Origin of the sequence: Rhodococcus sp. 15-649-2-2 (assembly GCF_002258645.1) — a bacterium.
GTDB lineage: Bacteria > Actinomycetota > Actinomycetes > Mycobacteriales > Mycobacteriaceae > Rhodococcoides.
Genome location: NZ_NPFM01000031.1, coordinates 123,299 through 137,852, shown reverse-complemented (window position 1 = coordinate 137,852; position 14,554 = coordinate 123,299). Strand labels below are relative to the sequence as shown.

General features: G+C 64.2%; 12 protein-coding genes. 4 read left to right on the top strand and 8 right to left on the bottom strand.

Annotated features, from left to right (window positions below):
* Positions 1–17: 17 nt before the first annotated feature.
* On the bottom strand, positions 18–653 hold the full coding sequence (locus CH305_RS21535) for a CoA pyrophosphatase (RefSeq protein ID WP_094610331.1): 636 nt from the start codon (positions 651–653) through the stop codon (positions 18–20).
* A 10-nt stretch (positions 654–663) separates the two neighbouring features.
* Positions 664–1,287 (bottom strand): isopentenyl-diphosphate Delta-isomerase, encoded by a 624-nt coding sequence (gene idi, locus CH305_RS21530; RefSeq protein WP_032403482.1) that lies wholly within the window; start codon positions 1,285–1,287, stop codon positions 664–666.
* A gap of 44 nt (positions 1,288–1,331) precedes the next feature.
* On the opposite strand from idi, the gene CH305_RS29175 reads away from it, so the two are divergent.
* From CH305_RS29175 to CH305_RS21520, 3 genes are all read left to right on the top strand, one after another.
* Positions 1,332–1,496: a hypothetical protein gene (locus CH305_RS29175; RefSeq protein ID WP_165430220.1), complete on the top strand. Its 165-nt coding sequence runs from the start codon at positions 1,332–1,334 to the stop codon at positions 1,494–1,496.
* Between the two features lie 102 nt (positions 1,497–1,598).
* On the top strand, positions 1,599–1,856 hold the full coding sequence (locus CH305_RS21525; RefSeq protein WP_094705222.1) for a BatC protein: 258 nt from the start codon (positions 1,599–1,601) through the stop codon (positions 1,854–1,856).
* Positions 1,853–3,115 (top strand): cupin domain-containing protein, encoded by a 1,263-nt coding sequence (locus tag CH305_RS21520; protein ID WP_255182732.1) that lies wholly within the window; start codon positions 1,853–1,855, stop codon positions 3,113–3,115. Before CH305_RS21525 ends, CH305_RS21520 begins: the two co-directional genes overlap by 4 nt.
* Positions 3,116–3,121: 6 nt before the next feature.
* Here the strand turns inward: CH305_RS21520 and CH305_RS21515 are convergent, their stop codons facing one another.
* A complete protein-coding gene (locus CH305_RS21515; RefSeq protein ID WP_032403483.1) occupies positions 3,122–3,883 on the bottom strand; it encodes an SDR family NAD(P)-dependent oxidoreductase in 762 nt (253 codons plus the stop codon).
* 27 nt (positions 3,884–3,910) lie between these two features.
* On the bottom strand, positions 3,911–5,707 hold the full coding sequence (locus CH305_RS21510; RefSeq protein WP_094704863.1) for an acyl-CoA dehydrogenase: 1,797 nt from the start codon (positions 5,705–5,707) through the stop codon (positions 3,911–3,913).
* A gap of 315 nt (positions 5,708–6,022) precedes the next feature.
* Here CH305_RS21510 and car point away from each other — a divergent pair, with 315 nt between their 5' ends.
* The gene (car, locus tag CH305_RS21505) at positions 6,023–9,550 is read left to right on the top strand and encodes a carboxylic acid reductase (protein WP_094704862.1); all 3,528 of its coding nucleotides are present in this window, start codon (positions 6,023–6,025) and stop codon (positions 9,548–9,550) included.
* Between the two features lie 65 nt (positions 9,551–9,615).
* On the opposite strand, the gene CH305_RS21500 is transcribed toward car, so the two are convergent.
* The 4 genes from CH305_RS21500 to CH305_RS21485 are packed head-to-tail and all read right to left on the bottom strand — an operon-like array spanning position 9,616 to position 14,457.
* Complete coding sequence (locus CH305_RS21500; protein WP_094610327.1) at positions 9,616–11,181, bottom strand: regulator; 1,566 nt, start codon at positions 11,179–11,181, stop codon at positions 9,616–9,618.
* Between the two features lie 10 nt (positions 11,182–11,191).
* Positions 11,192–11,905 (bottom strand): cysteine hydrolase family protein, encoded by a 714-nt coding sequence (locus tag CH305_RS21495; RefSeq protein WP_094704861.1) that lies wholly within the window; start codon positions 11,903–11,905, stop codon positions 11,192–11,194.
* Entirely contained in the window at positions 11,902–13,725 is a 1,824-nt protein-coding gene (gene atzF / locus CH305_RS21490; protein WP_094610326.1) for an allophanate hydrolase, read from the bottom strand. The genes CH305_RS21495 and atzF overlap by 4 nt, the downstream gene beginning before the upstream one ends.
* A 57-nt stretch (positions 13,726–13,782) precedes the next feature.
* On the bottom strand, positions 13,783–14,457 hold the full coding sequence (locus tag CH305_RS21485) for a GntR family transcriptional regulator (RefSeq protein WP_032378522.1): 675 nt from the start codon (positions 14,455–14,457) through the stop codon (positions 13,783–13,785).
* Between the last annotated feature and the right edge of the window lie 97 nt (positions 14,458–14,554).

The following is a 14,554-nucleotide window of genomic DNA, read 5'->3' as shown; positions in this document are numbered from 1 at the left end:
CCGAGTCTTCGGCCACGTTAGCGCCACGCGAACACGGGCTGCTCGAAGTCCGCGACTCTGGTGTGTCGACCGTGCATCGCCACCTCGCGAAATTGATGGACGATCGCGCCGGTCGGAGCATGGATGGCTCCGGTTCGGTACGGCCATCGAATCACCGGGCGGGACGATTCGGGAATCGATACGAACTGCGCATCGACGTCGAGTTCGTCGACGGTCACCTCGAACACCTCGGATACCTCGTCCTCGTTGGGACGCAACGTGGACGAGTAGTCACCCACCCACACGACGAACGGGGTGATGACGTAGCCGGATCGGGTGACGTAGTCGTCCAACCTGCCGAGCACGTCGGCCGACCCAGCACTGATCCCCAACTCCTCGTGCAATTCCCGTAAGCACGCCTGCATGGCGGATTCACCTGGATCCACGCCGCCGCCCGGCAGGGCGTATTGGCCCGGGTGCGCGCGCAATCGACTCGGCCGCTTCGTCAGCAGCATGCGCCGGTCCCCCGGCGCTCCGCCGAGAGCGACGGCCACCGCAGCGGCGCGCAGGCCGTCGGCTTCGGCGGCGCGGTAGGTGAAACGTGCGAGTTCGCGCGCAACGGAATGCCGATCGAGCAGGTCCTCGGCCGACTCCGCGGAAGTATCGTCACTCACAGCACGAACACTAGAGCCCCGGCGATGTCGGCGGGCGATGTCGGCGGGCGGCGGGCGGAAGCAGGTCGTCGGCGGCAACCGGCCAGCCGAGCGGGTCGTCGGCAAGAATCGTCAATTGTTCCACCTGCGTTCGACACCAGGGTGATACGTCGACGGTTCCGTCGAGCACGCCGGCAGAGAATTCCGACCACGACACCCACCGGGTCTCGTCCACCTCGAGTGGGTCGGGGTCGAGCGTCGCGCTCTCGTCCACCCGCACGCGGTACACGGGACAGATCTCGTTCTCCACGATGCCGTTGTCCATGACGGCCCGGTATCGAAAGTGCGGGAGAACCAGTTCGGCCGAGCTTGCGCGGAGCCCCAACTCTTCGCCGATCCGGCGCAGCACCGCATCGGCGAGGTCTTCTCCGGGGGCAGGGTGACCACAACACGTGTTGGTCAGCACGCCGGGCCAGGTCGTCTTGCTCGACGCTCGCCGCGTGAGCAGTACCGCACCGTCCGATCCGACCACATAGCTGGAGAACGCCAGATGCAGCGGCGTCTGCAGCGTGTGCACGGTCGTCTTGTCCTGTGTGCCGACGGCGCGGCCTTCGTCGTCGAGCAGCACCACGTGCTGCGCCGGTGATCGATCCATCGTTCCATGGTCCCACGGTCGAATTCCCGGTCTACTGTCGAACCATGGGACGCACAGAGAACGCCGGCGACGAGACACCGACCGACAACAAGGAATCGACCACGTCGGATTCGCCGAAGGGTGGGCGACCCGGACCCGTGGACGGCGGGGGCGGCGGCGGGATGGCGACACGTGAGAATGCGCCCGAGATCGCCGAGGACTCCGACTGAAATTTCCACATCACTGCTGTTTGAAAAACTTGGTTCGCGTCAATACCCCCGATGTTCTCGCGCCGCGCGGGCACACGAACCTCCACGACCGGAAGGATCTCGATGAGCATCAACGACGACGACATCACCACCAAGGGCGGAGCCGCAGGCGAAGGGCCTGCTGACGGCGGATCCAACCCGGGCGGTCACGACGGTGGAGCAGACGGCCCCGCCGGAGCAGGCGAAGGCCCGGCCGACGGCGGATCGAACCCCGACGGCCATGACGGCGGAGCAGACGGCCCCGCCGGAGCAGGCGAAGGCCCGGCCGACGGCGGATCCAACCCCAACGGGCACGACGGCGGTGCGGACGGCACCGCTTGAGCACTGCGCTGAGCGGCGAGCGCGGATCGGATCACCGGTCCGCGCTCCGTCGTCTCACCGGTATCGACCTCGGGACGTTCTCGGATCGGTTCTGGGGCGTTGCTCCCAAGCTGACCAGATCCGTTGATCTCTCGGACTCGTTCGACGATCTGATGACGCTCGATGCGGTCGACGAGCTGATCTCCGAACGCGGAGTACGCACTCCGTTCGTGCGAATGGCCAAAGACGGCCGGCTGCTGGACAAGTCGCAGTTCACGTCGTCCGGCGGTTTCGGTGCCGAGGTGACGGACCAGGTCGACTCCGCAGCGGTGCTGGCAGCCTTCGCGGCCGGAAATACGCTGGTACTTCAGGGCCTGCATAGACTGTGGCCCCCACTGATTCATTTCGTCGATGACCTCGTTCGCGAGCTGGGCCATCCAGTCCAGGTGAATTCGTATGTCACACCGGCTGCGTCGCAAGGCTTTTCACCGCACTACGACGTGCACGACGTGTTCGTCGTGCAGATCGCAGGGACCAAGCGGTGGAGCATTCACTCGCCGGTGCACGTGCATCCACTCAACAATCAACCGTGGTCGGACCGACGGTCGGCCGTCGAGGACCACGCATCGAACACTCCGGAACTGGACATCGTCCTCGAGCCCGGCGATGTGCTCTACCTGCCGCGCGGGTGGATCCACTCGGCGCAAGCGCTCGGCGACACCACCGTGCACCTGACCATCGGCGTCGCGTCGTACAACGACTACGACCTCGCCCACCATGTACTGAAGTCGCTCGGCGACGTCGAGAGTCTGCGTGCTCCCCTCCCCGCCGGCCTGGACCACTCCGACCCGGAGTCCCTCGTTCCGCATGTACACCGAGTTGTGGACGCCATGCGCGCCGCGCTGGACAAGATCGACCGAGACCCCGACGCGGTACGTCGACTCGCCGAACGCGTCGCAGATCGTCACGACGACCTCGTCCGACCGGAACCGGTGCGCCCACTGGCGAGCGTCGCCGCGATGGGCGCGCTGCGGGGCGAGGATTCGATTCGATTGCGGCCCGGCATCTTCGCGCGGATCGCGCACACGAAGGACGGCGTCTCGATGGTGCTTCGGAACAAAACGGTCACGCTGCCGTCTCAGTGCGCCGACGCGATCGAGAGCCTGATGAAGGGCGCTTCGTGCCGCCTCGATTCGATGCCGGGCCTCGACCTCGACGATGCGCTGGTGGTTGCGCGCAGACTCATCCGCGAGGGAATTGCAGTGACGGCAGCGCCGTAGCAGCCGTCAGGTGATCGTGACTCCACCGTCGACCGCGATGGTCTGACCCGTCACGTATCCCCCGGCGTCGGAGGCGAGCCAGATCGCGGTAGCGGCCAATTCCTCGGGGTCACCCTTGCGGCCCAGGATCATTCGAGGAGCCATCGAATCGAGGTACCCGGGCTGGTAGGAGTCGGTCATCTCGCTCTGGAAGAAGCCCGGCGCAATCGCGTTGACCCTGATCCCCTTACGCGCTCCCCACTGCTGCGCGAGGTCGCGGGTGAGCCCGACGATGGCGGCCTTGCTTGCGCTGTACGCAGCCTGCGGTAGGCCCGCAGTGGTCAGCCCGAGCACGCTGGAGATGTTCACGATCGAACTGCCGGGTGCCATTACTCGTCCGCACGCCTGGGCTGCCCAGTAGGACCCGTTCAGGTTGATGTCGATCACCGAGCGAAACTGCTCGGGAGTCTCGCGGGTCGCCGGGAAGGCTGTGCCGACTCCAGCGTTGTTGATCAGCACGTCCACCTTGCCGAACTCTGCCACTGCGGCCTCGACCATCGCGGTGCACTGGTCGGGATCGACCACATCGGTTGCGACGGAAATCGAACGTCCTCCGACACTGTCGATCAATCGTGCGGTCTGCGCCAACTTGTCCACGCGGCGTGCGGCGAGAACGACGTCCGCCCCGGCCTCGGCAGCTGCTTTCGCGAACGCAACACCCAGACCGGAGGATGCGCCGGTGACGATGACTACTCGACCGTCGAGGCGGAATTTGTCCAAGATCGACATGTACGTGAATCTCCTTGTAGGGCGTGATCAGAACCAGGCGGGTGAGATATCGAGGGTGGTGCGGTCCAGTCGCGCCAGCAGGTCGAGCTGAGCCTTCACCTTCGGCAACTCGTAGACGTAGAAGTACTGCGCTGCAGAACGCTTCCCGTCGTAGAAGTCTCCGGACTTCGCGCCGACGGCCAGCAGCTGTTCGAGCCACATCCAGGCAATGACGATGTGCCCCATGGCTTCGAGGTAGGCAGTGGAGTTCGCCAAGGCCAGAGCTGCGTCACCGGTCCCCCACACTGCCGCGGTGACCTCGACGATTCTCGCGAATTGGATCTGCAGTTCCGCACCGAAGGTGGCCGCGTGACCGCCGGCAGCGTCTGCCCGCGCGACCGTCTCCGAGATCTGTTCGCCGAGCAGTGCCAACCCCGCGCCGCCCTGCATCACGACCTTGCGCCCCAGCAGGTCCAACCCCTGGATACCGTGCGTGCCTTCGTGAATCGGATTGAGCCGGTTGTCACGGTAGTGCTGTTCGACGTCGTAGTCGCGTGTGTATCCGTAGCCGCCGTGCACCTGGATGGCCAAACTGTTGGCCTCGAGGCACCACTGTGACGGCCAGCTCTTGGCGATGGGAGTCAGGACGTCGAGCAACAGAGTCGAGCGCGCCGCTTCGGCGTCGTCGGACGCCGAGTCCTGGAGGTCCACCAGACGTGAGCAGTAAAGTCCGAGCGCGAGCGCACCTTCGACATAGGACTTCTGGGCCAACAACATTCGGCGAACATCGGCGTGTTCGATCAGTGCGACGGGAGGAGCTGCTGGATCCTTCGCGCCGAGCGGTCGCCCCTGGGTGCGCGTCTTCGCGTATTCCACCGATTTCAGGTAGCCGACGTACCCGAGCGCGATGGCCAGGAAACCGACACCGATACGGGCCTCGTTCATCATGTGGAACATGTAGGACAGTCCGCGGTTCTCCTCGGCGACCAGAAACCCGACTGCCCCGGGTTTCCCTGCGGGGGAATGGGTTCCGTCGCCGAACGCCAGGAGGGTATTGGTGGTCCCGCGGTTTCCCATCTTGTGGTTGAGGCCGGTCAACACGATGTCGTTTCGCTCACCGATACCGCCGTCCTCGTTCGGGAGGAACTTGGGCACGATGAACAGCGAGATCCCCTTGACGCCGGGAGGGCCTCCCGGTGTCTTCGCGAGCACCAGGTGGACGATGTTCTCGGTCAGTTCGTGATCGCCGCCGGAGATCCACATCTTGGTACCGGTGACACGAAAGCTGCCGTCGTCCTGCGGTACCGCTTTGGTCGTGATGTCCGCCAGCGACGACCCGGCCTGCGGCTCCGACAGACACATGGTTCCGAACCACCGACCGTCGAGCATGGGCCGCACGTAGTCACGCACCTGCTCCGGCGTGCCGTACGCCGCGATCAAATTGGCGTTGGCCATCGTGAGGAACGGGTACGAGGAGGTCCCCGCATTGGCAGCCTGGAAGAACGCCATCGCGGCCCGAGAGACGGTCGCGGGCAGCTGCATCCCGCCGATCGACTCGTCGAACTGCCCGGCGATCAGACCTGCCGAGGCATACACGTCGAGCGCTTCCTTGACCTCGGGGATCAGCTTCACCGAGCCGTCCGGATTCATGGTCGGTTCGTGAGTGTCGGCCTTCTTGTTGTGCGGCGCGAAGTGCTTGCGGGCGATATCTGCGCTGAGGTCGAGTACTGCGTCGAAGGTCTCGCGCGAGTGTTCGGCGAAGCGGGGACGAGTGGTCAGGCCGGCCACGTCCAACCACTCGTACAACAGAAAATCCAGGTCGCGGCGCGAAAGGACGTCCGACATTCACTTCTCCGATCGCGAGGGGTGACACGCGCGCACGATGGATGGGCACTGTGACGCACATGACTGTGGACTCACCATACAAGTCGCGTTCTCCGGCGCTCACCGAGTACCCACGCGATCCGTCACCGCCGATCCTCGTTCGCCATCCAGGCTTCAAAAACGCAGCCAGGCAGATATTTACGACTTATCGGACTATGAGGAGCGTCACGATTGGTGCAGACCTCGACGGCATATACTTACCTTTGATAACGATATGAAGCGGACAATCGCGAGGCGCTCCGGACAACCGGTGCGTGTCGTCGGAGGGAGTCGAGCATGACGCACACACTGGCCGTCGACAGCCGACAGGATCGAGAGAGCAGGCAACGCAGTCGGTTCCAGGAGCTGCACGAGTTCGACAAGGAGTTTCGAGCCGCCGAACCGGAGAGCTCGGTGGCGGACGCCGCCCAGGAGTTGTCGCCCAATCTCGCCCGCGTGGTTGCCGAGATCATGACGCGCTACTCGGACCGACCGGCCCTGGGTAGTCGGGCTCGCGAAATCGCCCGAGTCGACGACGCAAACACCCTTCGCCTGCTCCCGCGCTTCGATACCGTCACCTACGGGCAAGCCTGGAAGAACGCCGGTGCACTGGCCTCGGCTCTGACTCACGACTCGTTCGGAATCGCTCCCGGTGACTTCTTCGCAACCCTGGGTTTTGCGAGTGCCGACTATGTCATCGCGGAATTGGCCACGATCCGGCTCGGCGCAATCGCCGTTCCGTTGCAGGCCGGTGCCTCCGCGGGCCAGCTCTCGGCCATCGCCGACGAAGTCGAACCCGTCGTCCTCGCAGCCGACGTCGACAATCTGTCCGTCGCGGTCCAGGTTGCCACGCAGTGCCGGTCCATTCGGCGAATCGTCGTCCTCGACTACGACGCTGCCATCGACGTGCACACACGGATCATGAAGTCCGCGCACAACGATGCCGAACAGGTCGGGGTCGTCATCCGGCCCCTCACCAAGCTGGTTCGCGACGGCGAGAAACTACCGGAGGTTCCGCTACCCGATGCCGAAGATCCCGACCGACTCGCGACACTGATCTACACCTCCGGCAGCACCGGAACTCCCAAAGGGGCGATGCACACCGAACGAATCGTCTGCGGAGCCTGGACCGGAGCCTGGCACCACACCGGAGCTTCCTCCGAATCCGTTGATCGGCCTGCTTTCCCCGTGATCACACTCGACTATCTTCCGATGAGTCACCTGGCCGGCCGTGGCCTCGTGTTCTCGGCGCTCGCTGCCGGCGGGACGGTGCACTTCGCCGGTTCCAGCGACCTGTCCACACTGTTCGAGGACTTCGCGCTCGCTCGGCCCACGATGGCACTGTTGATCCCCCGAGTGTGCGAGATGATTCGACACAACGTTCTCGCCGAGATCGACCGAGAGGTCGAGCGCTCCACTGGTGTCGACGAAGATCGTGTACGGCGAGAGGTTCTGGAGCGCTACCGGAACGAGCAATTCGGCGGACGCATCCTGGCGGCGATGGTCGGCACTGCACCGATCGCGACGGAGGTGAAAGATTTCGTCACCGAGCTGCTCGGTATCCAGGTTCGCGACAACTACGGCTCCACCGAAGCCGGAATGGTGCTGCACGACGGCGTCATCGCGCGCCCCCCGGTGATCGAGTACAAACTCGACGACGTACCCGAGCTCGGCTACTTCTCCACCGACACACCGCATCCGCGCGGCGAACTCCTACTCAAGACGTCGTCCATCATTCCCGGGTACTACAAGCGCCCGGACGTCACCGCGGACGTGTTCGATTCCGAGGGCTTCTATCGCACCGGAGACGTCGTCGCCGAGATCGAGCCGGACCGACTCGCCTATGTCGACCGCCGCAAGAACGTTCTCAAGCTGGCCCAGGGTGAGTTCGTGGCCCTGGCCCGTCTCGAGGCAGTGTTCGGTACCAGCGAACTCGTCGACCAGATATTCCTCTACGGCAACAGCCAACGCGCGTATCTCCTGGCCGTCGTCGTCCCGGCTCAGCCGGATACGACCACCGCCTCGATCATCGAATCGCTGCAAGAAATCGCTCGTACGGAATCGCTGAACTCGTACGAAATTCCGCGTGACGTGACGATCGAGCACCAGCCGTTCACGCAGGAGAACGGGCTGCTCTCGGGTGCAGGGAAACAACTACGGCCGAAACTGGTCGAACACTACGGCGCCGATCTCGAGCGTCGCTACGCAGAACTCGAGTCGGGTCAGAACGAACGCCTACGCGAGCTTCGACGCAGCGGTGCCGACGCCCCGGTGCTGACCACCGTCGGCGATGCCGCGCAGGCACTGCTGGGATGCGACGGATCCGATGTCCGACCCGACGCCCATTTCAGTGATCTCGGTGGAGACTCGTTGTCGGCGTTGACGTTCTCGACGCTCCTGCGAGACATCTACGGAGTGGACGTGCCGGTGGGAGTGATCACCGGGCCGGCCATGGATCTGTCGGCCTTGGCCGACTACATCACCTCGGCCCGGGACAACGATTCCGACACAGCAACATTCGCATCGGTACACGGACGCGACGCCACCGTCGCGCACGCCTCCGACCTGCGCCTGTCTGCATTCCTCGACGAGACACTCCTCGATACCGCTCATCACGTTTCGGGCCCTCGCACCCGAACCGAAACGGTGTTGCTTACTGGTGCCAATGGTTACCTCGGCCGCTTCCTCTGCCTGGAATGGCTCGAGCGTATGGCCGAGGTCGGCGGAACGGTGGTGTGCTTGGTTCGCGGACGCTCCGATTCCGACGCGCGTTCCCGACTCGATGCAGCGTTCGACAGCGGGGACGCAGAGCTGTCCGCTCACTACCGAGCTCTGGCAGACTCTGCCCTCGAGGTCGTGGCAGGAGATCTCGGCACGCCTCGATTCGGCTTGGACCACGACGAGTTCGCGGCTCTGGCCGAGCGCATCGATCGCATCGTTCACCCCGCTGCGCTGGTCAACCACGCTCTTCCGTACGAGCACCTGTTCGGTCCCAATGTCGTCGGTACGGCCGAGGTGATCCGGCTCGCGCTGACCGACCACGTCAAGCCTGTGACCTACCTGTCGACGGTCGCCGTCGCCGTGGGCGTCGACAATTTCCGGGAGAACGGCGACATCCGCACCGACAGTCCGGCGCGAGCTGTAGACGATTCGTACGCCAACGGCTACGGCAACTCCAAATGGGCCGGTGAAGTGTTGTTGCGCAACGCATTCGACGAATTCGGTCTGCCGGTGTCGGTCTTTCGCTCCGATATGATCCTCGCGCACAGCACGTGGTCGGGCCAGCTCAACGTACCGGATGTGTTCACGCGTCTGATCCTCTCGGTCGTGGCAACCGGCCTGGCTCCCCGGACGTTCTACGCGACGGGAACCGGTGCGCCGACGGACGAAAGTGGGCGTCCCCTAGCCCATTACGACGGGCTTCCCGCCGACTTCAGCGCCGGTGCCATCACGACGATTGCCGGTGCCGACGTCTCGGGCTACCGAACCTTCGACATTCTCAACCCGCACGACGACAACATCTCGCTGGACACGTTCGTCGATTGGATCCGTGAGGCGGGTCGCGACATCGAGATCGTCGACGACTACGACGAATGGTTCGAGCGTTTCAGCGCTGCAGTCGAGGCTCTTCCGGAGAAGCAGCGCTCGCACTCTCTGCTTCCCTTGATTCAGTCGTACGCACAACCGCAGCAGCCGTCGTCGGGTGCGATGTTGCCGGCGGACGAGTTCGCTGCGGCCGTCGGGGAGATTCCACACCTCGGGCGTGGACTGATCGAGAAGTATCTGTCCGATCTCGTGGCCCTCGGACTCGTCGGCGAACGCTGAAGCATCTCCCGATGCGGGCCGAGCGGCCCGCATCGGGAGCGCTACTCCCCTGGCTCACCGACCGGTTACGGCTCGTCCGTCCGCTTCGTACCGGGAATCAGCCGCGAGTACGCCAGACACACCAGCCCGAAGAACAGGTAGCCCAGGGCCACTTGGGGATTGGCGGCCCATCCCACCTCGTGAGAGTGAATCAAGCCGACCCAGGACAACGCCGCGGCAACCCCGCCTGCTGCACCAGCTGCAACAAATCGTTTGTCCAGAACGAACGTGACGATGGTGCCCAACATCAGTCCGGCGAGCACCGCGCCCGACCCGAACGTCTTGAGCCCCTCGTACACGACGCCCGCCTGGCCGAGCGCCTCGTCACCGACCTCCGTCGCCGATGTACCGGCAGCACTGAGTGCATTGTCGATCAACCCCACTGCCCATTCGGCCAGGTTCGGTAGTAGCGCGACCACCACCGCGATGGCGTGGAGCTTCGGCACCGATTGGAACGCCTGAGCACCGATGAGCAAGCCGATGTACAGCAGAATCGGGACGATCGCTGGAATCGGCAGCAGCGTTGCCAGTAATCCGAAGAGCCCGAGGAAACACATCAGTCCGATCGCGATGCCCGACGCGAGCGAATACCCGGTTCGGCCGCCCGCGTCTTTCCAGCCCGGGTGGCCGATGTACACCGCAGGAGGGAACGGCGAGCCGAAGGCCGAGCCGACGATCGCACCGAATCCGTCGGCGAGCAGCACACTGCGGAGGTTGTAGTTGTCTCCCGCGGCGGATGCGCTTTCGACGTTGCTCATCGCCTCGGTGAAGTTGTAGACCCCCAACGGAATTGCGGTAGCGAGCAGAGGGGCCAGATTACCGAGACCGTCGAGAAGGAGATCGAGGCGCAGATCGGGTAAGCCGAGTGCGATGTTGCTCGCTGCCTCGGTCACGTCCGGCACCGACATGTATCCGCCGATCCAGCCGATCGCCGTGCCTACCAGCAGCGCTGCGAGACCGACCGGGATGTTGCCGGGTAGCCTCACGTCCGTGAAGAAGCCGATCAGAATGATTGCGAGAACGGGCAATCCGATCCAGGCTGCCTCCCACATCTGAGCGGCCGGACGCATGGCGATGAACGTGATGGAGATGCCTGCAAGGGTGCCCAGCATGGCAGCGCGCGGGGTGATCCTTCGAATGTACGGCCCGACGAATGCGCCGATCATGACGATGATGCCGATCATGAACGCCCAGGCCAGCCCCGCTGCCCACGCCTGCAGCGCGTCGCCCGTTGCCAGATAGACCGGCAACATGACCACGAACACCACGATGAACATGTGCGGAACGCTCGGCCCGTAGGGCAGCGCCGTCACGTCGGTTCGGTTCTCGCGCTTGGCCAATCGACGGGCGAGAACCATGTAGTACAGGTTTCCCAGAATCAATGCGATACCGAGGGCGGGGAGCAGGGTCCCGAGGACGTCACTCGACGGAATCCCGACCACGGCGATACTGAGTGTCGTCAGAGTGAGCACATTGACGAGGATGTTGAAGCCGAGTCCGAAGAACGCGTTGGTGTCTCCCTTGGTCCACCACGAAAGAGCGAACGGAGACGACGGGTCGGCAGCGGGTGAATCTTTGACGTCCATGGTCATGTCCGAGGTCCTATCGACTCGCCGAGGTGGGGACGAAAGAAGACAACGCAGCCACGACGTCCTCCGACGACGCGGTCCACCCGAAAATTCCACCTTGAGCCGAGATCATCTCGAGGCCCACGCGCTGGAATTCCGGAAAATACGAACCGACGCAGTCCGTCACCACGAGACACTCGTATCCGCGATCGTTGGCTTCACGCACTGTCGTGTGCACGCATACCTCGGTCGTCACGCCCGTGACGAGCAGCGTGGTGATTCCGGCGGCGATCAGAATCTCGGCGAGTTCGGTTGCGTAGAACGCCCCCTTTCCAGGCTTGTCGATGACGGTCTCGCCGTCGATCGGTGCCAGTTCGTCGACGATGTCGTGACCGTACTCTCCGCGAATCAGGATGCGGCCGAACGCTCCTGGGTCGCCGATGCGCTGCGACGGGGTGCCGCGACGCAGCTTTGCCGGTGGACAGTCGGACAGATCCGGTAGATGACCCTCTCTGGTGTGAATCACGGGTATCCCGGATTCCCTGGCTGCCGAGATGAGGCCCGCGAGTGGTTCGATGACGCTTCGCAGTAGGCCGACGTCGTTGCCGAGGCTCTCCCCGAACCCTCCGGGCAGCAGAAAATCCCGCTGCATGTCGATCACGAGTAGTGCCGTCCGTGCGGCATCGATCGTGAACTCCGATGGTGATGCAGTCGCAATCGTCGATTCGGGTCTGTGTGTCGAGGTCATGAGATCTCCTGTGCTGCCGTGGAAGTGTCGTGGGCGGAAGTGATCGCCCGGGAATATGCCCGCCAGCCACCGAACTCGCTGATGTCGTCGACGGTGTGACGCTCCGCGCCGGTCTGGACAGTCGCGTCGCAGACGTAGCCGAGAACGTCGGAACCGTCGGCCAGCAGTACTCGTCCCAGAGCGAGCACCGCCGGCAGTCTGCCCGCGAGTACCGCAAGAGAAGTGGCGGGCAGACGCCACCTCTCCACGTCGATTACGCTGCCGCCGAATGGAACTCGCAGCAAGCCGGGTGTCGGATCGGCGGTTCCGATCCGAAGCAGTGTGTACGTCGGTGCGGTGGTCGTCGCCTCCACCAGGGTTCCGCCCAGCTCGAGCAGCTGCGGATTGGCCCGCTCCCCTGACAGATGGTGCCCCGCGACGACGATGTCGACAGGCGATTCTTCGGCCGGATCATGCGCCGAGACGATCCGTCGTTCGCCGATGATCCTGGCCGCGACCGCTAGCACCGTGTCGTCGGCAAGCGCGGGCCCGATCACCATGAGACTGGTCGGTCGACCGTCCTCGGTGAGCCCCGCGGGGACCGCCACCGCCGTCAGGTCGAGAAGGTTCCCGAAGTGGGTGTAGTGACCGAGCTTCGTGTTGCACGCGATGGGGTCTGCGAGTACCTCCGGAACGGTGAAGGTGGTGCCGATGGTCGGCACGATCATCACGTCCATCGACGTCCAGAGCTGCGCGACGCGAGCGCGAAGGTCTTGCAGCGTCTGCAGGGCACGGAAGGCATCGACTGCGCTGTACTGGCGCCCGCCCAGGAAGATCTCGCGGACGACGGGGACGATGGAATCTGGATTCTCGGTGAGGAATCCATCGAACTCGACCAGTCGCTCGGCAACCCACGGCCCTTGGTACAGCAACGAGCCGGCATCGAGAAACGGCATGAGATCGACTGTTGCCGTACGCAGTCCGTACGAGGGCAACGATTCCCGCGCAGCCGAATGCGCGTCGGCCATGGCCGCGTCGCCGAAGAAGTCCAGCTGCTGCAGGTCCGGTAGTCCGACGGTGATCTCTCGCCCGTCGTACCTTCCTCCGCGCGGACGTGACCAACCGTCCGCCGGGTCCTCGGCACACATGACGTCGAACACGAGGTCGAGGTCCTCGATCGTGGTAGCCATCAGGGTGATGCAGTCCAGCGACTTGCACGCGGGGACGAGTCCGACGGTACCGATCAGGCCACGTGACGGTTTCCATCCGACGATTCCGTTGAGCGCGGCCGGTACTCGACCGGATCCGGCGGTGTCGGTGGCCACACAGAACGGCACCTGCCCGAGGGCGACGGCCAAGGCCGATCCGGAGCTCGATCCGCCCGAGATCATGTCGTTGCCGTACACACTGCGCGGAACGGTGTGTGGTGTTCGAGTGCCGTTCAGACCTGTCGCGAACTGATCGAGACTGGTCTTGCCGACGAAAATGGCTCCGGCGTCGAGCAGCGCCTGAACTGCGGGTGCCGTCGAATCCGGCGTGTAGGCGTAGTCGGGGCAGGCCAGGGTGGTGGGGTACCCGGCCACGTCGATACTGTCTTTCACCCCGAAGGGAATGCCGAACAGCGGAAGCAAATGCGCGTCGGATCGTGCTTCCAGAGCTGCGGCCGCAGCGGAGAGTTCCGCGAGTCCGACGACTGTGATCCATGTGCCGTCATCGCCGCGCGACGCGACGGCGGCCGAGAAGGCTTCGACGACACTCGATGGAGTCTTCGCGCCCGTTCGGTACGCCTCGAGCATCTCTGCAACGGTGGGTCCACACACCGGACCACGGTCTGGATTCATACCGTCGATTGTCGACAGTTTGCTGTTTCAGCAGGTTGTCGCCATGTTTCGAGTCTGTTAGGAAATTCTCTCGAGGTGGAGGTACGTGAGTTCGCCGTGCTGCTTCAGCGCAGCGAGCGCCACCGACACGTCGTTGGATTCGATCGCATCGAGCAACCACTCGTGACGCCTGATCCCGTCGACCGGATTCGCAACCCGCGCTTCTTCTCTGAGGTTGCGGGCCATCGGTAGTTGCAACTTCAGCAGGATCGGCGCATACGCGACGTCGAGCTGCCGACTGCCCGCCAACCCGACTATGGCTTCGTGAAAGCGACGATGAGCATCGTCCTTCTCCAATGTGTCTCCGCGGGCATCGGCATCGCGCATCTCGTCGAGGGCCGCACGTACCGGAGCGAAAGAATCGAAGGACGAGGACGCAACCGGGAGTGCGCGTCTGAGCGCGTGCTGCTCGAGGACCTGACGCAGCTCGAACAGTTCGAGAATGTCCTCTGCGGACCACACCGTCACCCGAAACCCGCGGCGAGGAAGATGTTCGACGAGGCCCTGCTGAGCCAACAGTCGCAGCGCCTCCCGCACCGGTGCCCGGCTGATTCCGAGTCGCGAGCACAACGTCTCCTCGACCACCCGAGATCCGGGCTCCAGCTCACCACTGAGCACCTCGGATCGCACCTGGCGGGTTGCCATTTCGACAAGGCTCGGCGGCAAGGATCCGTGTCCATCCCGCGCAGCCATGAGGCCAGTGTACGAACACGAGCGTCGAATGGTGTGCATCCACGGCCATCGCGGGTCGAGAGCACTCGGGTGCCGCCGGCACTACACTGGCAGGCCT

Coding starts and splice junctions, on each gene's coding strand:
- idi (WP_032403482.1), bottom strand. CDS start 1,287: ATGGATCGATCACCGGCGCAGCACGTGGTGCTGCTCGACGACGAAGGC.
- CH305_RS29175 (WP_165430220.1), top strand. CDS start 1,332: ATGGGACGCACAGAGAACGCCGGCGACGAGACACCGACCGACAACAAG.
- CH305_RS21525 (WP_094705222.1), top strand. CDS start 1,599: ATGAGCATCAACGACGACGACATCACCACCAAGGGCGGAGCCGCAGGC.
- CH305_RS21515 (WP_032403483.1), bottom strand. CDS start 3,883: ATGTCGATCTTGGACAAATTCCGCCTCGACGGTCGAGTAGTCATCGTC.
- CH305_RS21510 (WP_094704863.1), bottom strand. CDS start 5,707: ATGTCGGACGTCCTTTCGCGCCGCGACCTGGATTTTCTGTTGTACGAG.
- car (WP_094704862.1), top strand. CDS start 6,023: ATGACGCACACACTGGCCGTCGACAGCCGACAGGATCGAGAGAGCAGG.
- CH305_RS21500 (WP_094610327.1), bottom strand. CDS start 11,181: ATGACCATGGACGTCAAAGATTCACCCGCTGCCGACCCGTCGTCTCCG.
- CH305_RS21495 (WP_094704861.1), bottom strand. CDS start 11,905: ATGACCTCGACACACAGACCCGAATCGACGATTGCGACTGCATCACCA.
- atzF (WP_094610326.1), bottom strand. CDS start 13,725: ATGAATCCAGACCGTGGTCCGGTGTGTGGACCCACCGTTGCAGAGATG.
- CH305_RS21485 (WP_032378522.1), bottom strand. CDS start 14,457: ATGGCTGCGCGGGATGGACACGGATCCTTGCCGCCGAGCCTTGTCGAA.